The organism is Comamonas sp. JNW, from assembly GCF_003105075.1.
GTDB lineage: Bacteria > Pseudomonadota > Gammaproteobacteria > Burkholderiales > Burkholderiaceae_C > Comamonas > Comamonas squillarum.
The window spans coordinates 387,007-406,299 of record NZ_QETI01000002.1; the positions used below are offsets into that span (position 1 = coordinate 387,007).

A 19,293-nucleotide genomic window follows, 5' to 3' on the forward strand; every position below is an offset into this window, starting at 1 on the left:
CTGAGAGCATATGCCCCTTCACAACCCCTTGCGCCGCGTGGCGCTGGCCGGCCGCGAGGCCCTGACGCTGACGCGGCCCTATTTTGTCTCCGAGGAAAAGCTCCGCGCCTGGGGCCTGCTGGCCGCCATCGTCGCGCTCAACCTGGCAGCGGTGTTCATGCTGGTGCAGATCAACAGCTGGAACCGGGTGTTCTACGACGCGCTGCAAAACAAGCAGGCCGATGTGTTCTGGCACCAGCTCTGGCGCTTTTTGTGGTTGGCGCTGGTCTACATCGTCATTGCGGTCTACAAGTTCTACCTCACCCAGCTGCTGCAGTGGCACTGGCGGCGCTGGCTCACCGAGCACCTGCAAGGCCGCTGGCTGGCCCACAAGGCCTTCTACCGCATGGAGCTGGGCCGCTACAGCAGCAGCGAGCAGATGCCGGACAACCCCGACCAGCGCATCCAGGAAGACATCAACCTGTTTAGCAGTTATACCGTGGCGCTCAGCATGGGGCTGTTGAACGCCCTGGTCACCTTTGTCAGCTTTGTCGGCATCCTCTGGGGGCTGAGCGCGGCGATGGATCTCAGCCTGCCTGCTGTGCTGGGTGGCGGCAGCCTGCATATTCCCGGCTTTATGGTCTGGATGGCCGTCGTGTATTGCCTCGTGGGCAGCGCCCTATCGCTTTGGCTGGGCAAGCCCCAGGTGGGCCTCAATATCGCGCAGCAGCGCCTGGAGGCCGACTACCGCCACCACATGGTCCGGGTGCGTGAGCATGCCGAGGCCATTGCGATGGACGGCGGCGAGCGGGTGGAGGGCGCGCAGCTGCGCCTGCGCTTTGGCGATGTGCTGGGCAACTACCTGCAGCTGATCCGGCAGCAAAAAAAGCTTGCCTGGTTCACCAATTTCTTTGGCCAGGCCGCCGTGGTGTTTCCCTTCATCATTGCGGCGCCGCGCTTTTTCAGCGGCGCCATCCAGCTGGGCCAGCTGATGCAGATTGCCTCAGCCTTCAACCAGGTGCAGGACTCGCTCAGCTGGATCGTCAACAACTACAGCGATATAGCCGCCTGGCGCGCTACCACGCGGCGTCTGGCCAGCTTTGAGGCCGGTCTGCGCGCCCAGGCCCAAGCCCAGGGCCCGTCGCTGGAAGCGGCCGACCATCTGCAAACCCAGGGCCTGCAGGTGGCGCTGCCGGGGGGCCGGGTGGTGATCGAGGATGCGGCCTTGCAACTGGCCGCCGGCCAGGATGTGCTGATCAGCGGCTGCTCGGGCAGCGGCAAGTCGACCCTGCTGCGCAGCCTGGCCGGCATCTGGCCGTTTGCGCGCGGCCGGGTGCAGCGGCCGCTGGACAGCATGTTCATCGCGCAGCGCCCTTATTTTCCCGATGGCAGCCTGCGCCAAGCCTTGGCCTACCCGCAGCCTGCTAGCGACTATGGCGATGGCCAGCTGCAGGCAGCCTTGCGTGCAGCGCAGTTGGCGCCGCTCATGGAGCGGCTCGATGAGGTTGCCGCCTGGAACGCCGTGCTCTCCGGGGGCGAGCAGCAGCGCCTGGCGATTGCACGGGTGCTGCTCAAACGCCCGGCCTGGGTGTTTGCTGATGAGGCCACCAGCGCGCTGGACCAGGCGACCGAAGCCGAGGTCTATGCGCAGCTGGTGCAGCTGGTACGTGAGCGTGGTGGATCGCTGGTGTCGGTCGCCCACCGCGACAGTGTGCAGGCCTTCCATCGCGGGCGCTGGCAGCTCGATCCAGCGCAGCGTGCGGTAGTGCCAGGTTCCGTCACGCGCTAGCCTGGATCGCCTTCAGCTCTCCAGCTGCGATGGGCCAAAAAAATGCCTGCACAAGGCAGGCATTTGTCAGTGTCAGATGGTTAATGCACAGGTCAGGCGACGGCGCCCACACCCAGCAGGGCAATCACCAGGAAGATCACCGTGATGGCAATGAAGATGAAGAACAGGATCTTCGCAATACCCGCCGCGCCCGAGGCAACACCGGTAAAGCCGAAAACGCCGGCCAGCAACGAGATCACCGCAAAAATAATGGCCCACTTAAGCATCGAAAACCTCCTGTTGTCATGTGATGGTTCATCTTAAGCAGGGGGCCCGGTACCTGCCGTGGGCCGAAGATGTAAGTAGCGGTAGGCTGGCGCTGACAGCGCTTGGTGGGCACCTCACGGGGGCTGTATCAGGGAGCGGCCGGCCTATCGGCTGGCACAGCGGGGCTGGCTTCAGGGGGTTGCTGCGGTGGCGGATCATCGGTCCAGCGGCGCACCACCTTTTGGAAGATATGGGTGTTAGGAATCTGCAGCACCACGCTCTGGCTGCGGTCGGCTGCGAAGTCTTCGATGGTGGTGTAGAGCATGTTGATATCGACCACGCGGCCCTTGGCCCCGGGCTTGTCCAGGCCATCGAGCACCTCGATGTAGTCGCCCAGCCGGTAGGGCCGCACGGTGAAGATCAGCACCGCACAGAAGAAGTTGGACAGCACGCTCCAGGCGGCGAAGAAGGCCACAGCGCCAACGGCGGCAAAGCCCGAGAACGCCGTCCACAGCACGGTGGCGCTCACTCCCAGGCGCTCCAGAATCAACAGGCAGGTGCCGCCAATGATGAGCCAGCGCACCAGGCCCTTGATCGGCACGGCCAGTTCCAGCGGCCAGTGGTAGTGCTGGGCCACGCGGGTGATGAGCTTGCGGGTGACATAGTTGAGCGTGATGGCCAGCAGCAGGATCAAGGTGATCTGCATCGCCGGCACGATGATGTCCACCCATTCGGTGGCCCAGTCAGGGATCAAGAGTTTGAGTCGGTTCATGGCAGGCGTCGGGAGCGCAGCGGGTGCAAAGCAGCCCGTGGTGGTGGATGCGCCGATTATCGGCGACGAGAGGCCGCGTTGGGGCCGCGTTCAGGCCAGCGGCAGCTGGCTTTCTTCGGCCCGGCAGGCCTCGTCATGCCAATCGACCAGCGCCTGGATATCCATCGCAATGCGGGCCTGGCCCAGCTGCGCAACGAAGCGGCAGGCGCTGTACTGCGCCGCTTGCTTGTCGTAGACATGCGTCCAGTCTGCGCGCGCTGCCAGCTGGTTGGCCGCGACCGGCCAGCGCCGCACCTGCGGGCTGGGGCCGGACATGCCCATGCGCCAGGGCTTGCCGGTGACGCGGGCACGAAAGCACTGCTGCTGCAGGCACAGGCGCTGGTAGATCGGATCGACCTGCAAGGCCGCGAACAGGTTCTGCACCGCGCCGTCCGTGGGCGCCATGGCCTCATGGGTGACGATGATGCGCAGGCCCTTGGGTGTGCTGTAGACGCGCAGACCCCAGTCGGGGTGCTGCTGGCTGAAGGCGGTGACCCGCTCCAGCGCCAGCTGCCGGGGATCGGCGCTGCCGGCCTGCTTCTGCCGCGCATTCAGCAAGCGCCGGAGCCACAGCGCCATCACCACCACCGTGCCTGCCAGCACCACCATTGCGGGCAGCGCGCCGCCCTGCGCAAAGATGACAAAGCAGGCCGCCAGCGCAAAGAAAGCCGCGATCAGCAGTGGTGCCGCGCTGGGGGGCTTTGGCTGCGGCGGGAAGTCCATGTCGGCAATGGCGACATCGGGGGTGTTGAGGCAGTGCGCGCCGTAGCTGTTGCGCGTCATCACCGCCCGGCCGCGCTGGCCCAGAATCTCTTCGCGGATGGGGGTCTGGTCGTTCAGTCCGTATTCGCCGAGCCGCTCCATGCGCTGAAAGCGGGCATCGAGGTTGCGCGCCTGCGGGGCGCTGAGCACCTGGTCGAGCGCGGCCTGGGCGCGCTGCTGCGCATGGGCTTGCGCGGCATCGGGGCTCTGGTCGGACCAGCCCCAGCGCTGGACGGTGGCGCCATGGCGGGGGCTGGTTTCATGGCGCAGGCGCGCTTGCGCCCAGTAGCGAGGTATCTGCATGCAGGCCAGTATATCGGCGGCAACTGGCCATGAAAAAAGCGGCACAGGCTCTGGGCAGAACCTGTGCCGCTGGGCGCAGTTGGCAGGCCGGGGGCCTGCGGGGCGCCTTATTGCTCCCGGCGCAGTGCGGGGAACAGGATGATGTCGCGGATGCTGGCGCTGTCGGTCAGCAGCATCATGAAGCGGTCGATACCGATGCCGCAGCCGCCGGTGGGGGGCATGCCGTACTCGAGGGCGCGCACAAAGTCGTGGTCGTAATACATGGCTTCGTCATCGCCGCCATCCTTGGCAGCGACCTGGGCGTTGAAGCGCGCGGCCTGGTCTTCGGCGTCGTTGAGCTCCGAGAAGCCGTTGCCGAACTCGCGTCCGGTGATGTAGAGCTCAAAGCGCTCCGTCACTTCGGGGCGGTCATCGTTGGCGCGGGCCAGCGGGCTGATCTCGGTCGGGTGCTCCATGATGAAGGTGGGGTTCCAGAGCTTGTCCTCGACCACTTCCTCGAAGTACAGCACCTGCAGGCTGGCCAGCGTGCGGCCAGCCAGCTTGTCTTTCTCCTCCTTCATGCCCAGCTTCTTCAAGGCATTGGTGAGCCATTCGCGGTTGCCCACGTTCTCGCCGGCATCGGTGTACTTGACGATGGCTTCGGTAATCGTCAGGCGCTCGAAAGGCTTGCTCAGGTCCACCGGCTTGCCGCCATAGGTCAGCTCCAGGGTGCCCACGGCCTTCATCGCCGCGTCGCGGATCAGTGCTTCGGTGTAGTCCATCAGATCGCGGTAGTTCCAGTAGGCCGCGTAGAACTCCATCATCGTGAACTCGGGGTTGTGGCGCACCGACACCCCTTCGTTGCGGAAGTTGCGGTTGATCTCGAACACGCGCTCGAAGCCGCCCACGATCAGGCGCTTGAGGTAGAGCTCAGGCGCAATGCGCAGGTACATCTCCTGGTCCAGCGCATTGTGGTGGGTGATGAAGGGCTTGGCATTGGCACCACCGGGGATGGGGTGCAGCATGGGGGTTTCCACTTCGAGGAAGCCGTGCTCGACCATGAACTCGCGGATGCCGGAGACCGCCTTGGAACGGGCCACAAAGCGCTTGCGGGCCTCTTCGTCGGTCATCAGGTCGACATAGCGCTGGCGCACCTTCTGCTCCAGATCGGCCATGCCGTGGAACTTGTCGGGCATGGGGCGCAGGCTCTTGGTGAGCATGCGGATCTGGGTCACCTTGATCGACAGCTCGCCGGTCTTGGTCTTCATCAGCTGGCCTTCGGCACCGATGATGTCGCCCAGATCCCACTTCTTGAAATCTGCGTACAGCTCTTCGCCCACCGCATCGCGGGTGACGTAGAGCTGGATGCGGCCGGTGGCATCCTGCACGGTGGCAAAGCTGGCCTTGCCCATCACGCGCTTGAGCATCATGCGGCCGCCGACGCTGACGGTCAGCGCAGCCGCGTCCAGGTCAGCGGCGTCTTTTTCGGCATGGGCCGCAATCAGGTCGGCAGCGCGGTCGGCGGGCTTGAAGTCATTGGGGAAAGCCACACCTTTGCCTTGGCGCTGTGCTTCGCGCAGGGCTTTGAGTTTTTCACGGCGCTCGGCAATCAGTTGGTTTTCGTCGTGCGCAACCGGCGCGGTCTCGGGAGTGGTGTGGTTTTCAGACATGAAGAGGCCAGCATTGCGCTGGTAAACGGCCAAAACCTGTCATTTTAAGATTTTTAGCGCACCCCTTGCCGGCAATTGCCGTAGTGTCCGACTGCTGCACCGCTTTTCGTCCCTGGCCGCCAGGGGGATTTGCGGCCACTGGCGCACACTGCGAGCCTAGAATAACTGCTTCAAGCCCTTTGCAATGGGCCTGTCAGCTTCATTTTTAATAGCAAATTCAATAGCAAATTTTGCGCAATCGGGACCGATCCCGACTGGAAACACCGATGCTTTTTCAAATCCTGTCCCTGCTGCTCAATATTGCAGGCGGTCTGCTGACCGGCGCATGCCTGCTGCGCTGGTACATGCAGTACCAGCGCATCTCCTTCAACAACCCGCTGGGGCAGCTGGTGCTGGCGCTGACCAGCTGGATGGTGCTGCCCTTGCGCAGGATCACCAAGGGGCTGCCCGGTGGCGACTGGGCCAGCATCCTGGGTGCCTGGCTGGTGCAGGTGGTCCAGTTTGTGCTGCTGTGGCTGGTCTCGGGCGGCCTCGCATCACTGCTGTCGGTGCTGGTGGTCGCCACCATTGGCGTGGCCAATATCGCCATCTCCACGATGGTGGTGGTGACCCTGGTGCACGCCGTGCTGTCCTGGCTGTCCTCGGGCAATGCAGTGATGAATGCCGTGTTCCACCAGCTCACCGCGCCGCTGCTGCGCCCCTTGCGCAAGGTCATTCCGCTCATTGGCGGGGTCGATCTGTCGCCCATCGTGCTGCTGGTGGGCTTGCAGATCATCTCCATCATGCTGGCCCACCTGCAGTCGCGCCTGTTGATGGCGGTGTGATACGGTAGTGGGGCCGGAGCCCAGACGCAGAAAAACCGCCAGAGGCGGTTTTTTTGTGGGTGTTTAGCGCCCCAAGCGGGGCCACTGGGCCGCGCCGGGCCGATCAGGCCACCGCGTCAGCGGGCAGGCGCTGCAGCATGGCCAGGCTGCTGGCAATGCGGTCGCGCAGCTCGCGGCGGTCGACAATCATGTCCACGCCACCCTTTTGCTGCAGGAACTCGGCGCGCTGGAAGCCCTCTGGCAGCTTGACGCGCACGGTGTTCTCGATCACGCGCGGGCCGGCAAAGCCGATCAGCGCCTTGGGCTCGGCCATGACGATATCGCCCATGAAGGCAAAACCGGCAGACACGCCGCCCATCGTCGGATCGGTCAGCACGCTGATGTAGGGCAGGCCCTTCTTGGCAAATCGGGTCAGCGCGGCATTGGTCTTGGCCATCTGCATCAGGCTGAGCAGGCCCTCCTGCATGCGCGCGCCGCCGGTGGCGGTAAAGCACACAAACGGCACCTTTTGCTCGATGGCGGTTTCAACGCCGCGCACAAAGCGCTCGCCAACGACCGAGCCCATCGAGCCGCCCATGAATTCAAACTCGAAGCAGGCGACCACCAGGTTGATGCTCTTGACCGAGCCACCCATGACGACCAGTGCATCGGTCTCGCCGGTGTTTTCCAGAGCTTCCTTGAGGCGCTCGGGGTACTTGCGGCTGTCCTTGAACTTCAGCGCATCGACGGGCAGCACTTCCTGGCCAATCTCGTAGCGGCCTTCGGCGTCGAGGAACTGGTTCAGGCGCGCGCGCGCCGACATGCGGTGGTGGTGGCTGCACTTGGGGCAGACATTGAAGTTGTGCTCCAGGTCGGCCTTGTACAGCACGGCTTCGCATGCAGGGCACTTGATCCACAGACCTTCGGGCATCTGGCGACGCTCGGCCGGGTCGGTGTGCTGGATCTTGGCGGGTAACAGTTTCTCTAGCCAGGACATGGTTGTTTTCCTTTGCTCTCGCACTCAAGGGGCTGCGCACGGCGCAGCCCAGGAGGCGCATTATGCGTCAAGCGCCTTGCGGATGCCACGCAAAAAATCGGAGACCAGCGCCACGACTTTCTCGTGCGGCTGGTTTTCGATCAGCTGGATGATGCGGGTGCCGATCACCACGGCATCGGCCACCTTGCCGATGGCCTGGGCCGTCTGCGCATCGCGAATGCCAAAGCCCACGCCCACAGGGATGTGCACATGCTGGCGGATCAGCGGCAGCATCGCCTCGACGGCGCCGGTATCGAGCGTGCCCGCACCGGTGACGCCCTTGAGCGAGACGTAGTACACATAGCCACTGGCCACGCGCGCCACCTGCTGCATGCGCTCTTGCGTGGAGGTGGGCGCCAGCAGGAAGATGAGGTCCATGCCATGCGCACGCAGATCGGCCGCAAAGGCTTCGCATTCTTCGGGCGGGTAGTCTACCACCAGCAGGCCATCGACTCCGGCGGCAGCGGCATCGCGCACAAAGGCGCCCTTGCCATGCAGCTGGTCATAGCGCTCGACCGGGTTGGCGTAGCCCATCAGCACCACAGGGGTGGTGTTGTCCTTGACGCGGAACTCGGCCACCATGGCCAGCACCTGCTTCATGCCGATGCCCAGCGACAGGGCTTTTTCTCCGGCCTTCTGGATGACGATGCCATCGGCCATCGGGTCCGAGAAGGGCACGCCCAGCTCGATCACATTGGCGCCGGCATCGACCATGCCATGCATCAGCGCAGGCGTGATGTCGGCAAACGGAAAGCCGGCAGTGACATAGGGAATCAAGGCCTTGCGGCCGGCCAGTTTCAGCTGGTCAAAAGTTGCGGCGATACGGCTCATTTGGTGTAGTTTCCCTTGACGGCCACGCCGCGGCTGGAGGGTTGGGCGTAAAAGTCGACGCCCGAGAGGTCGGCCACGGTGCCAATGTCCTTGTCGCCCCGGCCTGACAGGCTCACGAGGATGGACTGGTCGGCGCGCATGGTCTTGGCCAGCTTCATCGCATAGGCCACCGCATGGCTCGACTCCAGCGCCGGGATGATGCCCTCGGTATGGCACAGGTAGTGGAAGGCGTCAAGCGCCTCCTGGTCGGTGATGCCGACATACTGGGCGCGGCCGATTTCCTGCAACCAGGCGTGCTCGGGGCCCACGCCGGGATAGTCGAGACCTGCACTGATCGAATGGGTTTCGGTGATCTGGCCGTTGTCGTCCTGCAGGATGAAGGTGCGGTTGCCATGCAGCACGCCAGACGAGCCGCGCTGCAGCGACGCCGAGTGCTTGCCGCTGTCCAGGCCTTCACCGGCCGCTTCCACGCCGATCAGGCGCGTGTTCTCATGGGGGATATAGGGGTAGAAGATGCCCATCGCGTTGCTGCCGCCACCCACGCAGGCGATCACGGCATCGGGCTGCTCGGCAGCCATGTTCTGTTCCTTGAACAGCGCCGGCATCTGGGTCAGGCACTCGTTGCCGATCACGCTCTGGAAATCGCGCACCATCATCGGGTAGGGGTGGGGGCCAGCGACGGTGCCGATGATGTAGAAGGTGTTGTCCACATTGGCCACCCAGTCGCGCATCGCTTCGTTGAGAGCGTCCTTCAAGGTCTTGCTGCCCGACTCGACCGGCACCACGGTGGCGCCCAAGAGCTTCATGCGGTAGACGTTCGGGCTTTGGCGGCGCACGTCTTCACTGCCCATGTAGACCACGCATTCGAGGCCATAGCGGGCGCAGATGGTGGCCGTCGCCACGCCGTGCTGACCGGCGCCGGTCTCGGCAATGATGCGCGGCTTGCCCATGCGCTTGGCGAGCATGGCCTGGCCGATCACATTGTTGATCTTGTGGGCGCCGGTGTGGTTGAGGTCCTCGCGCTTGAGGTAGATCTGCGCGCCACCCATCTCGCGCGACATGCGCGCTGCGTGGTAGACGGGCGAGGGGCGGCCGACATAGTGGGCCAGCTCGTACTGGAATTCACGCAGGAACTCCGGATCGTTCTGGTACTTGTCATAGGCCTCGCGCAGCTCGACCAGGGCGTGGGTGAGGGTTTCGCTGGCAAAGCTGCCGCCATAGGGGCCGAAATGGCCCGCGGTATCGGGTTGCTGGTATTCAAACATGGAAGGGATTCTTGGCAAGTAGTGTGTCAGCGGCACGCACGGCAGCGACAAACTGTTGGATTTTTTCGGCGTCCTTGGTGCCCTTGATGGGTTTGCCATCGGCACCAGTCATCTCAACGCCGGAGCTCACATCCACCGCGAGCGAGATGCAGCGCGGTCTGACTTGCACAATGCCATCGGTCACGTTTGCAGGCGTGAGTCCACCAGACAAAACGAGATGAGAGGCTACGTTTGTTGGAAGCAGTGACCAATTGAATGCTTTGCCGCCGCCGCCGAACCCCTCGACATGGGCGTCGAGCAGGATGGCCTTGGCGTGTGAATATCGATGGGCATATTCTACGAGGTCGAACTGCACCGCAGCGTCGCCAAGGGGTATGCGTGCGGCGCGCAAAAAGCTGCGCTCGCCGCCGCCCGTCGACGCCAGGCATTGCTCCGGGCTCTCGTCGCCATGGAACTGGGCGATGGCGCCGGGCACGCGGGCGCAGGCAGCCATTACCTGGGCCGGGGTCTCGTTGACAAACAGCAGCACGGGGGTGACGAAGGCGGGCAGGCGGCGAGCCAGCTCAGCGGCGCGCTCGGCGGTCACGGCCCGGGGGCTGGCGGGGTAGAGCACAAAGCCGATGGCATCGGCGCCGGCGGCCACGGCCGCGTCCACATCCTGTTCGCGGGTCAGGCCACAGATCTTGATGCGGGTGCGGCCCGCAGTTGCTTGCATGGCGGTCAATGGAGCTCCTTGTTCAGGCAAACCAGTCAAACGATATGGCCTCGCTGGGCAGGCCCCAGTGCGCATCGTACTGCGGGCCCAGAAAGTACAGGCCATCGGGCGAGAAGGTGGGGGCGGCGGTCTCGCGGCTGCGCGCGTCGAGCACCTCTTGCATCCATTCTGGCGGCTTGGTGCCCTGGCCAATCACGACCAGGCAGCCCATGATGTTGCGGATCATGTGGTGCAGGAAGGCGCTGCCCTGGAAATCAAAGCGCCAGTAGCAGGACGGCACGCCATCGCGCGAGGCACTGGCGCGCTGGGCGCTGCGGCCAATATTGATCGCATACAAGGTCTTGACGGGCGACTTGGCCTGGCAGCCGGCGGCGCGGAACGAGGAGAAATCATGCTCGCCCAGCAGATACTGCACCGCGCGCTCCATGGCCTGCAGATCCAGCGGCTGGAACACCCAGCCGACCCTGCCATGCTCCACGCTGGGGCGCACCGGCGACTGCAGCAAGGCATAGCCATAGCGGCGGGATGTAGCGCAGGCGCGGCTGTGGAAGGCATCGGGCACGCTGCGCGCCCATTGCACGGCTATGTCCTTGGGCAAGAAGGTGTTGGTGCCACGCACCCAGGAGGCTTCAGTACGCTCGACAGGGGCGTCGAAATGCACCACCTGCATGAGGCCGTGCACACCGGCATCGGTGCGGCCAGCGCAAATGGTGGAGAGGGGGGAGGCGGCAAAGCGGCTCAGCGCCACTTCAAGATGGTCTTGGACAGTGTTGCCGCTGGGCTGGCTTTGCCAGCCCTGGTAGGCCTGTCCGTTGTAGGTGATGCCCAGGGCGATTCGCATGGCGCCATCATAAGGCTGCCGGCCCACCCGGCCATGAAAAAGCCCCGCAGAGCGGGGCTGGTGCCAAGGAGCGGCTGCGGGTTAGCGGCTTTGGTCCAGCAGGCGCTGGGCGTGGGCCTTGACCGTGGCGCTGGACGACTCGGCCATGACTTCTTCGGCCAGCGAGCGCGCGCCTTCCTTGTCGCCGATGGCCAGGAATTCCTGGGCCAGGGTCAGCTTGGTGGCCAGCGGATCGCTGTCATCGATCTCCAGACCGGCCATGTCATCGGCCAGGGTGACCGGATGGGTGTGGTCGGGCTCGCCACTGCTGGGCAGGTCCAGCGACAGCGAGGTCATGTCAAAGTCCATCGTCGGCATGGTCTTGTCGCCGATAGGCATCTGCGCCGTGCTTTGGCTGTCGAAGTCGCTCAGCTGGAAGTCTAGCGAGCCAGGCTGGGTCTCCAGGCTCTGCGCGGCGCTGTGGTTGGCACTGGGCGAGAGCTCGGACGGAATGCTCAGCGCTTCGGCCAGCTGGCGGTCAAAGTCTTCCATCGACAGTGCGGGCTTGCCTGCGGCAGGTGCCAGCGCTTCGAAAGCCAGGCCCGTATCAGCGGCCGGCGCAGCTGGCGCGGCCACCGGGGTGGCGGGCACTGCCGGTGCCTGGAACTGCGAGGCGGCATCCGGGGTTTCGGTCAGCTGGCTGCTCATCGCGAAATCCAGACCGGTGGAGGGGCTGAATGCGCTGGCAGGGCTGGAGGCTGCCATCGTCGTGGGTGGCAGTGTGTTCTCGAATGGAATCGGCTCGGCGCGCGCAGCAGCGGCGGCGGCGGCCAGCGCCGCAGGCGTGGCGATCTCGGCCGCAGAAGGCACCGCAGCGGTGCTGTTCTGGTAGATCGGGTTGGCCGCGTCCAGCTCCTGGCCCAGCGCGGCGATGCGCAACCAGTCGGGGCCGGTGCCACCGGTCAGCTGGCGGGCATCCTTGGCGATGCTCTCCAGCGCCAGGCGGTCCTTGCGCTTGGCGTAGATCTCGGCCAGCTTGGCATGCAGCGCGCTGCGGGTTGGGCTGGTGCGCAGCGCTTCCTTGAGGATTTCCTCGGCCTGCAGGTCACGGCCGTAGGCCAGGTAGACATCGGCTTCGGCCACCGGATCGACATCTCCGGCATCGAGCTGGCTGGGGGTGTAGGCCAGCGAGGAGTTGCCGGTGGTCATCGCGCTCACCGAGGTGTCGATGTGCTGGCCACCGCTGGCGCCAAAGAACGAGTCCTGGGCCAGGCTGCTCTCGAGCACCGAGTCGGTCGCGGCGTTGACGCCTTCGTTGCGTTTTTTGTTGCGGTACCACAGGCCGCCGAGCAGCGCGAGGATGGCCAGGCCGCCAGCCACGGGCATCAGAGGGTTGCCCAGCAGCTCATCGACAAAGCTGGGCTCTTCGACCGGCGCGGGAGCTGGAGTGGGCTTGGGTTTGGGTGCCGGGGCAGGAGCGGGCGCTGCTGCAGGCGCAGCGGTGTCACCGGTGCCAGCAGCAGGCGCTGCGGCGGGCGCGGTAGCGGGGGCTGCTGCCGGTGCTGGGGCCGTTGCCGCAGGCGTTGCGGGTGCAGCAGGTGCAGTCGTGCCTGCAGCAGGCGCCGGCGTAGCACCAGGTGCAGCGGCTGCAGGCCCATTGCCCGTGGCAGCAACGGTGGCCGTAGCGGCAGGCTTGGCGTCTGCCGGGACGCCCGCGGATGCCGCCGAGGCTGCGGTGCCCGCAGCGGCTTGCTTGAGCTTGTTGAGCTCTTCGATGTTCTTGTTCAGCTCGGAGCTGCGCTCCTGGGCCGCATTGGCCTGCTGGGCGCTGGCGACGCTGGCTTCGGCCGACTTCGTGCCCTTGGCCGCTTCCTTGCTCAGCTTGAGCTGGTCCGGTGCCACGCTCTGGGGCTTCTTGTCGTCCACCGAGGCCTCGACCTTGCCGCTGGCAGCGCGCGTATCGGTGGCGACCTGGGCGGGCGCGGCCTTGGCCGCGAGCTGGCTGCGGTAGCTGTTGAAGTCGCGGCTTTGTGCGGCCACCATCTGGCGCGCCTGGCGGGGCGATACCGCGCGGGCCTGCTCGGCCGTCGGCATGGTCAGCGTGACACCTGCCTTCATGCGGTTGACGTTGCCACCGACAAAGGCGTGCGGGTTGCTCTGCACCACGGCGATGAGCATCTGGTCGAGCGAGATATCAGCGGGCTTGTTCTGCGCGGCGATGCGGCCCAGCGTGTCACCCCGTTGGGTGCGCACGGTGTCGCCACCGCTGTTGTTGCTGGCGCTGGGCGGAATGTTGGCGCGTGGTGCTGGTGCAGGGCGTGGTCCTGCAGCACTGCGGGTGGCCGGGGCAGGCGCTGGCGTGGCCGATGCCAGGGGTTCTTCGATCACGCGCACAGGTGGCGCCGGTGGGCGCGCTGCTGGGGCGGCGGCTGCGCTCAGCTGTGGGGCCACCGTGACGGCGGGTTCGGGCTTGCGCAGGTTGGGCGGGTCGAACAGCATGGTGTAGCTGCGTACGACCTGGCCGGAATTCCAGTTGGCGTCGATCACATAGTCGACAAAGGGGTCGTTGACCGGCCGCTGCGTGGTCAGCACGATCACGGCTGTGCCATTGGCGCGGCGCTGCAGCTGGGCGCGCACGGCGCTGGCCGTGCCCGAGTAGTCCATGCCCTGGGTGCGGAAGACGGCCGACGAGGCCGTCTTGACCTGCAAGGTATCGGCCTCGGCGTCGGTGATCTGCGGAACTTCGATTTCCGCGCGCAGGGGCTCGCCCAGCGCGGATTTCACATTGATCTTGCCCAGCGCGAGCGCTGATGCTTCCCCTGTGTACAGGCCAAAGGCTGCCATGGCGGCGGCAAGCGCAGTGATTTTCCAGCGATGCATAGTGCTATTTGATTGAATAGTAGAAGCGCGCGGGGTTGTTTTTGTACCCATGAGAAAGCCCTCCCCCTAAGACGCGAAATCGGTAATTATCAGTAAAAAGAACCTTAACAGTAATGTGTTGGGGTGACAAGTTAAGGAATGGGCATCTCATTTGATAGGGTGCTTGGGCTCGCTCCGGCCTGTTCGATTGTTGTTCCGGAGCAACTCTCCAGAAGGCGGGCGCCGAGCAGCGCCGTGCCTGAGGCCTGCGCCAACGCACTATGAAAAACACCTTCCAGCTGCTGGGAGCAGATCCGGAAGGTGGGATGGTTGGGCTGCTGACGAATCAGGCGGGCATCAAGCGGCCAGCAGGATACGCAGCATGCGGCGCAGTGGCTCGGCAGCGCCCCACAGCAGCTGGTCACCGATCACGAAGGCCGAGACGTACTCGGGACCCATGTTCAGCTTGCGCACACGGCCGACGGCCACTTCCAGGCCACCGGTCACGGCAGCCGGGGTCAGTTCCTGGACGGTCACGGCGCGCTCGTTGGGCACCCACTTGACCCAGTCGTTGCCGCCCTTGATCAGTGCTTCGATCTCGGCCAGCGGCAGGTCCTTGTTGAGCTTCAGGGTCAGCGCCAGGCTGTGGCAGCGCATCGCGCCAATGCGCACGCACAGGCCGTCGACGGGGATGGTGGCATCGGTGCCCAGGATCTTGTTGACCTCGGCCTGACCCTTCCACTCTTCCTTGGACTGGCCGTTGTCCAGCTGGGCATCGATCCAGGGGATCAGGCCGCCGGCCAAGGGGGCGCCAAAGAATTCGGTGGGCACATCGCTGCGGATGGTTTGGGCCACCTTGCGGTCGATCTCCAAAATGGCCGATGCGGGCGTGGCCAGCTCATCGGCCACGGCCGCGTGCACCACGCCCATGCCCTTGAGCAGTTCGCGCATGTGGTTGGCGCCGCCGCCGGACGCGGCCTGGTAGGTCATCGACGAGACCCATTCGACCAGACCGGCGTTGAATAGGCCCGACAGGCCCATCAGCAAGATGGAGTTGGTGCAGTTGCCGCCAATCCAGTTCTTGCCGCCAGCGGCCAGCTTGCGCTGGATCAGTGCGTCATTGACCGGGTCGAGCACGATGACGGCATCGTCTTGCATGCGCAGCGAAGAGGCGGCATCGATCCAGTGGCCATTCCAGCCGGCAGCGCGGATCTGGGGGAAGACTTCCTTGGTGTAGTCGCCGCCTTGGCAGGTGATGATGATGTCGCACTTGGACAGCTCGGCAATGTCATTGGCATCCTTGAGCTGGGTGTGCACGGTCGCCATCGCCGGGGCCTTGCCGCCTGCGTTGGAGGTCGAGAAAAACACCGGCTCGATCAGCGCGAAGTCACCTTCTGCCTGCATGCGGTCCATCAACACCGAGCCGACCATGCCGCGCCAGCCCACCAAACCTACCAATTGCTTGCTCATAAAACGCCCTTGTGTACCTAAAGGAAATACCACGTGGGGCTGAGGGCCTGGCTCGTCGGCCAGGGGGAGGCGCACGACGAACCAGGCTGGATCAGCCGGTAATCTTCGTGGTGGTTGTGAATGTGTATGCGCGCGCAGCCATACCCGCCTCAATGGGGGTGATGGGGTTCAGCCAAGAAATAGGGCAGTGCGCAGACATAGGACCTATTCTAGCGCCAAATTTTAAAACCTGTGCAGAAATTTTTATAAATTTCGAGTGCTGGCGCATCGAAGCGCATGCATATACGACATTAAAAACTATTTTTCGACCATTTATGGTATTTTATTTCGTCGAAATGACTAAAGTCGAAAGCGTGCCGTGCTTCTGTCGTCGTTTTGGTGTTGAAACGGGGTGGCTACATGCGTTGTCGAAGCGCTTCATTGTTCTGCAGGCGCAAAAAAGCGACCCGCAGGTCGCTCTTGGAGAGGCCTTGTGAAGACGGTTGCTTACAGAGCGGCCACCACGGCGTCGCCCATTTGCTGGGTGCCGACCTTGGTCGTGCCTTCGCTGTAGATGTCTGGCGTGCGCAGGCCCTGGGCCAGCACCTTTTGCACAGCCGCTTCGATCTTCTGGGCAGCGGCTTCCTGGCCCAGGCTAAAGCGCAGCATCATCGCCGCCGACAGGATGGTGGCCAGCGGGTTGGCAACACCCTTGCCGGCGATGTCCGGTGCCGAGCCGTGGCTGGGTTCGTACAGGCCTTGCTTCTTGTCGTTGAGGCTGGCCGAGGGCAGCATGCCGATCGAGCCGGTCAGCATCGAGGCTTCGTCGCTCAGGATGTCGCCAAACATATTGCCGGTGACGACCACGTCAAAACGCTTGGGTTCCTTGACCAGCTGCATCGCGGCGTTGTCCACATACATGTGGTCCAACTGCACATCAGGGTACTGCTTGCCCACGTCGGTCATCACGTCCTTCCACAGCTGGAAGGTTTCCAGGACATTGGCCTTGTCCACGCTGGTCACGCGCTTGCTGCGCTTTTGCGCGGCCTGAAAGGCGACATGGCCGATGCGCTCGATCTCGGGGCGGGTGTAGCGCATCGTGTCGAAGGCTTCTTCGGCGCCGGGGAAGTGACCGTCCGGTGCGCTGCGGCGGCCGCGCGGCTGGCCGAAATAGATATCGCCGGTCAGCTCGCGGATGATCAGGATGTCGAGGCCGGACACCAGCTCGGGCTTCAAGCTGGAGGCGTGGGTCAGCTCCTTGTAGCAGATCGCGGGGCGGAAGTTGGCAAACAGGCCCAGCGCCTTGCGCAGGCCCAGGATCGCCTGCTCGGGGCGCAGCGCGCGCTCGAGCGTGTCGTACTTCCAGTCGCCCACGGCGCCAAACAGGATCGCGTCCGATGCCTTGGCAAGCTCCAGCGTGGCGGGTGGCAGCGGGTGGCCGGAGGCCTCATAGGCGGCGCCACCGACAGGTGCGCTTTGCAGGTGCAGGTCGAGCTTCAGGGCGTCGAGCACCTTCACGGCTTCTGCAACGATTTCTGGACCAATGCCGTCTCCGGGCAATACAGCGATTTTCATGGTTTTTTCTCAGTCAGGATGGCAGGGCTGCGCCCGGGGGGGCGCAGCGGGGATGGCGTGAAAGGGATGCGCGCGGCGCTCAGGCCTTGGCTTGCACCAGGCTGTGTGCCAGCCAGGGCTTGGTGGCCAGGCGGTTGGCTTCATAGGCCTGGATCTTGTCCTTGTGGCGCAGCGTCAAGCCAATGTCATCAAAGCCGTTGAGCAGGCAGTACTTGCGAAAGGCGATCACATCGAAAGGGATGGTTTCGCCACCGGGGCGCAGGATGACCTGCTGGTCCAGGTCGATGGTCAGGCTGTAGCCGGGATGCACCGCGACTTCGTTGAACAGCATGTCGATCGTGGCCTCGGGCAGCACGATGGGCAGCAGGCCGTTCTTGAAGCAGTTGTTGAAGAAGATATCGGCAAAGCTGGGGGCGAGAATGGCGCGGAAGCCAAACTGGTCCAGCGCCCAGGGCGCGTGCTCGCGGCTGGAGCCGCAGCCAAAGTTCTTGCGGGCAATCAGGATGCTGGCGCCCTGGTAGCGCTGCTGGTTGAGCACAAAGTCCGGGTTGGGCTTGCGGGCGGACTCGGGCACGCCTGGCTGGCCGGGCTGGTCCAGGTAGCGCCATTCGTCAAAGGCGTTGACGCCAAAGCCGGTCTTCTTGATCGACTTGAGGAACTGCTTGGGGATGATGGCGTCGGTGTCGACGTTCTCGCGGTCCATGGGTGCCACGAGGCCGGTGTGGATGGTGAATTTTTGCATGTTCAAGCCTTTGGGCTGGCCACGTTCATGGGCTGAGCGTGGCCAGCGGTGTATGGGAGGGGGTTAGCGTGCTGCGCGCGAGATGGCGTTGCCCGCCCCCTGCACGTCCTGGCCAATGCCGTGGACAGTGTTGCAGCCCGACAGCAGCGCGGCGAGCACGATGGTGAAGAAGGCAAAACGGTTTTTCATCGCATAGCTCCTGGGGTCATGCAAAACGGCGGATGTCCACAAAGTGGCCGTGCACGGCAGCGGCTGCAGCCATCGCGGGGCTGACCAGATGGGTGCGGCCCCCAGCGCCCTGGCGGCCTTCGAAGTTGCGGTTGCTGGTCGATGCGCAGCGCTCACCGGGCTCGAGGCGGTCGGCGTTCATCGCCAGGCACATCGAGCATCCGGGCTCGCGCCACTCAAAGCCGGCGGCGGTGAAGATCTGGTCCAGGCCCTCGGCCTCGGCCTGGGCCTTGACCAGACCCGAGCCCGGAACCACCATCGCCAGCTTCACATTCTTGGCCACTTTCTGGCCCAGTTTCTTGACCACGGCAGCGGCTTCACGCATGTCTTCGATGCGGCTGTTGGTGCAGCTGCCGATGAACACCTTGTCGACGAAGATGTCGTTGATCGGCTTGCCTGGTTCCAGGTTCATATAGGTCAGCGCGCGTTCGATGGCGCCGCGCTTGTTCGGGTCCTTTTCCTTGTCCGGATCGGGCACGGTGGCATCGACACCCAGCACCATCTCGGGGCTGGTGCCCCAGGTGACCTGGGGAACGATGTCTTCGGCGCGCAGGGTGACCACGGTGTCGAACTTGGCATCGACGTCGGAGTGCAAGGTCTTCCAGTAGCTGACGGCCTGGTCCCATTCGACGCCGGTAGGCGCCAGCGGGCGGCCCTTGACGTAGTCGATGGTCTTGCTGTCCACCGCGACGAGCCCTGCGCGGGCGCCGGCTTCAATGGCCATATTGCAGACCGTCATGCGGCCTTCGATGGACAGGTCGCGGATGGCCGAGCCGGCAAACTCGATGGTGTAGCCGGTGCCGCCTGCGGTGCCGATGCGGCCGATGATGGCCAGCACGATGTCCTTGGCGGTCACGCCGGGGGCGACCTTGCCGTCCACCTTGATCAGCATGTTCTTGGCCTTCTTGGCCAGCAGCGTCTGCGTGGCCATCACGTGCTCGACCTCGGAGGTGCCGATGCCGTGGGCCAGCGCGCCAAAGGCGCCATGGGTGCTGGTGTGGCTGTCGCCGCAGACCACGGTCATGCCGGGCAGGGTGGCGCCTTGCTCGGGGCCCATCACGTGGACGATGCCCTGGCCCTTGTCCATGAAGGGGAAGAAGGCGGCGGCGCCGAATTCGCCGATGTTGTCATTCAAGGTGACGATCTGCTCCTTGCTGATCGGGTCCTCGATGCCGTCATAGCCGCGTTCCCAACCGGTGGTGGGGGTATTGTGGTCGGCGGTGGCGACCACGGAGCTCACGCGCCAGAGCTTGCGGCCCGCCATGCGCAGACCTTCAAACGCCTGAGGGCTGGTGACTTCGTGCACCAGATGGCGGTCGATATACAGCACGGCGGTGCCATCCTCTTCGGTGTGGATGGTGTGCTCGTCAAAAATCTTGTCGTAGAGGGTGCGTCCGGTCATCGTGGTTCTCTTTGGGTCAAGGGTCTCAT

At 64.4% G+C, this 19,293-nt stretch carries 18 protein-coding genes; 3 read left to right on the plus strand and 15 right to left on the minus strand.

All coding sequences use genetic code 11. The features are described from left to right. Window positions 1-10 precede the first annotated feature (10 nt). Window positions 11-1,768, plus strand: coding sequence for an ABC transporter ATP-binding protein/permease (locus DCO45_RS04835; protein WP_116924759.1), 1,758 nt, complete (start codon window positions 11-13; stop codon window positions 1,766-1,768). Between the two features lie 92 nt (window positions 1,769-1,860). Here DCO45_RS04835 and DCO45_RS04840 read toward each other — a convergent pair whose 3' ends face one another. The 4 genes from DCO45_RS04840 to lysS all read right to left on the minus strand — a co-directional run bounded on the left by DCO45_RS04840 (window position 1,861) and on the right by lysS (window position 5,539). Beyond that, window positions 1,861-2,034 carry a DUF1328 domain-containing protein gene (locus tag DCO45_RS04840; RefSeq protein ID WP_021026435.1) on the minus strand — a complete coding sequence of 58 codons (174 nt, stop codon included), beginning with the start codon at window positions 2,032-2,034 and terminating at the stop codon, window positions 1,861-1,863. Window positions 2,035-2,162: 128 nt separating this feature from the next. Further along, a complete protein-coding gene (locus DCO45_RS04845) occupies window positions 2,163-2,786 on the minus strand; it encodes a mechanosensitive ion channel family protein (RefSeq protein WP_116924760.1) in 624 nt (207 codons plus the stop codon). Between the two features lie 90 nt (window positions 2,787-2,876). Continuing rightward, window positions 2,877-3,890, minus strand: a complete 1,014-nt coding sequence (locus DCO45_RS04850; protein ID WP_116924761.1) for a hypothetical protein — start codon at window positions 3,888-3,890, stop codon at window positions 2,877-2,879. Between the two features lie 107 nt (window positions 3,891-3,997). Then, on the minus strand, window positions 3,998-5,539 hold the full coding sequence (lysS, locus tag DCO45_RS04855) for a lysine--tRNA ligase (protein ID WP_116924920.1): 1,542 nt from the start codon (window positions 5,537-5,539) through the stop codon (window positions 3,998-4,000). Window positions 5,540-5,805: 266 nt separating this feature from the next. On the opposite strand from lysS, the gene DCO45_RS04860 reads away from it, so the two are divergent. Then, on the plus strand, window positions 5,806-6,363 hold the full coding sequence (locus DCO45_RS04860; protein ID WP_116924762.1) for a YggT family protein: 558 nt from the start codon (window positions 5,806-5,808) through the stop codon (window positions 6,361-6,363). Between the two features lie 103 nt (window positions 6,364-6,466). On the opposite strand, the gene accD is transcribed toward DCO45_RS04860, so the two are convergent. The 7 genes from accD to asd all read right to left on the minus strand — a co-directional run bounded on the left by accD (window position 6,467) and on the right by asd (window position 15,338). Beyond that, a complete protein-coding gene (gene accD, locus DCO45_RS04865) occupies window positions 6,467-7,339 on the minus strand; it encodes an acetyl-CoA carboxylase, carboxyltransferase subunit beta (protein WP_021026440.1) in 873 nt (290 codons plus the stop codon). 60 nt (window positions 7,340-7,399) lie between these two features. Then, window positions 7,400-8,209 (minus strand): tryptophan synthase subunit alpha, encoded by an 810-nt coding sequence (gene trpA / locus DCO45_RS04870; protein WP_116924763.1) that lies wholly within the window; start codon window positions 8,207-8,209, stop codon window positions 7,400-7,402. After that, window positions 8,206-9,474, minus strand: a complete 1,269-nt coding sequence (gene trpB, locus DCO45_RS04875; RefSeq protein WP_116924764.1) for a tryptophan synthase subunit beta — start codon at window positions 9,472-9,474, stop codon at window positions 8,206-8,208. The genes trpA and trpB overlap by 4 nt, the downstream gene beginning before the upstream one ends. After that, on the minus strand, window positions 9,467-10,189 hold the full coding sequence (locus tag DCO45_RS04880) for a phosphoribosylanthranilate isomerase (protein ID WP_116924921.1): 723 nt from the start codon (window positions 10,187-10,189) through the stop codon (window positions 9,467-9,469). Before DCO45_RS04880 ends, trpB begins: the two co-directional genes overlap by 8 nt. A gap of 22 nt (window positions 10,190-10,211) precedes the next feature. Continuing rightward, window positions 10,212-11,030 (minus strand): tRNA pseudouridine(38-40) synthase TruA, encoded by an 819-nt coding sequence (gene truA, locus DCO45_RS04885; protein ID WP_116924922.1) that lies wholly within the window; start codon window positions 11,028-11,030, stop codon window positions 10,212-10,214. 81 nt (window positions 11,031-11,111) lie between these two features. Further along, window positions 11,112-13,889, minus strand: a complete 2,778-nt coding sequence (locus DCO45_RS04890; RefSeq protein WP_116924765.1) for a FimV/HubP family polar landmark protein — start codon at window positions 13,887-13,889, stop codon at window positions 11,112-11,114. A 336-nt stretch (window positions 13,890-14,225) separates the two neighbouring features. Continuing rightward, window positions 14,226-15,338, minus strand: coding sequence for an aspartate-semialdehyde dehydrogenase (gene asd / locus DCO45_RS04895; RefSeq protein WP_116924766.1), 1,113 nt, complete (start codon window positions 15,336-15,338; stop codon window positions 14,226-14,228). A gap of 107 nt (window positions 15,339-15,445) precedes the next feature. On the opposite strand from asd, the gene DCO45_RS22550 reads away from it, so the two are divergent. Continuing rightward, the gene (locus DCO45_RS22550; RefSeq protein WP_133248070.1) at window positions 15,446-15,814 is read left to right on the plus strand and encodes a hypothetical protein; all 369 of its coding nucleotides are present in this window, start codon (window positions 15,446-15,448) and stop codon (window positions 15,812-15,814) included. A gap of 10 nt (window positions 15,815-15,824) precedes the next feature. On the opposite strand, the gene leuB is transcribed toward DCO45_RS22550, so the two are convergent. The 4 genes from leuB to leuC all read right to left on the minus strand — a co-directional run bounded on the left by leuB (window position 15,825) and on the right by leuC (window position 19,264). Beyond that, window positions 15,825-16,892, minus strand: coding sequence for a 3-isopropylmalate dehydrogenase (gene leuB / locus DCO45_RS04900; RefSeq protein WP_116924767.1), 1,068 nt, complete (start codon window positions 16,890-16,892; stop codon window positions 15,825-15,827). Window positions 16,893-16,971: 79 nt separating this feature from the next. After that, window positions 16,972-17,634, minus strand: a complete 663-nt coding sequence (gene leuD, locus DCO45_RS04905) for a 3-isopropylmalate dehydratase small subunit (protein ID WP_116924768.1) — start codon at window positions 17,632-17,634, stop codon at window positions 16,972-16,974. A gap of 63 nt (window positions 17,635-17,697) precedes the next feature. Then, window positions 17,698-17,823: an entericidin A/B family lipoprotein gene (locus DCO45_RS04910; RefSeq protein ID WP_116924769.1), complete on the minus strand. Its 126-nt coding sequence runs from the start codon at window positions 17,821-17,823 to the stop codon at window positions 17,698-17,700. 16 nt (window positions 17,824-17,839) lie between these two features. Beyond that, on the minus strand, window positions 17,840-19,264 hold the full coding sequence (gene leuC / locus DCO45_RS04915) for a 3-isopropylmalate dehydratase large subunit (protein ID WP_116924770.1): 1,425 nt from the start codon (window positions 19,262-19,264) through the stop codon (window positions 17,840-17,842). Window positions 19,265-19,293: the final 29 nt, after the last annotated feature.

Coding starts and splice junctions, on each gene's coding strand:
- DCO45_RS04835 (WP_116924759.1), top strand. CDS start 11: ATGCCCCTTCACAACCCCTTGCGCCGCGTGGCGCTGGCCGGCCGCGAG.
- DCO45_RS04840 (WP_021026435.1), bottom strand. CDS start 2,034: ATGCTTAAGTGGGCCATTATTTTTGCGGTGATCTCGTTGCTGGCCGGC.
- DCO45_RS04845 (WP_116924760.1), bottom strand. CDS start 2,786: ATGAACCGACTCAAACTCTTGATCCCTGACTGGGCCACCGAATGGGTG.
- DCO45_RS04850 (WP_116924761.1), bottom strand. CDS start 3,890: ATGCAGATACCTCGCTACTGGGCGCAAGCGCGCCTGCGCCATGAAACC.
- lysS (WP_116924920.1), bottom strand. CDS start 5,539: ATGTCTGAAAACCACACCACTCCCGAGACCGCGCCGGTTGCGCACGAC.
- DCO45_RS04860 (WP_116924762.1), top strand. CDS start 5,806: ATGCTTTTTCAAATCCTGTCCCTGCTGCTCAATATTGCAGGCGGTCTG.
- accD (WP_021026440.1), bottom strand. CDS start 7,339: ATGTCCTGGCTAGAGAAACTGTTACCCGCCAAGATCCAGCACACCGAC.
- trpA (WP_116924763.1), bottom strand. CDS start 8,209: ATGAGCCGTATCGCCGCAACTTTTGACCAGCTGAAACTGGCCGGCCGC.
- trpB (WP_116924764.1), bottom strand. CDS start 9,474: ATGTTTGAATACCAGCAACCCGATACCGCGGGCCATTTCGGCCCCTAT.
- DCO45_RS04880 (WP_116924921.1), bottom strand. CDS start 10,189: ATGCAAGCAACTGCGGGCCGCACCCGCATCAAGATCTGTGGCCTGACC.
- truA (WP_116924922.1), bottom strand. CDS start 11,030: ATGCGAATCGCCCTGGGCATCACCTACAACGGACAGGCCTACCAGGGC.
- DCO45_RS04890 (WP_116924765.1), bottom strand. CDS start 13,889: ATGCATCGCTGGAAAATCACTGCGCTTGCCGCCGCCATGGCAGCCTTT.
- asd (WP_116924766.1), bottom strand. CDS start 15,338: ATGAGCAAGCAATTGGTAGGTTTGGTGGGCTGGCGCGGCATGGTCGGC.
- leuB (WP_116924767.1), bottom strand. CDS start 16,892: ATGAAAATCGCTGTATTGCCCGGAGACGGCATTGGTCCAGAAATCGTT.
- leuD (WP_116924768.1), bottom strand. CDS start 17,634: ATGCAAAAATTCACCATCCACACCGGCCTCGTGGCACCCATGGACCGC.
- DCO45_RS04910 (WP_116924769.1), bottom strand. CDS start 17,823: ATGAAAAACCGTTTTGCCTTCTTCACCATCGTGCTCGCCGCGCTGCTG.
- leuC (WP_116924770.1), bottom strand. CDS start 19,264: ATGACCGGACGCACCCTCTACGACAAGATTTTTGACGAGCACACCATC.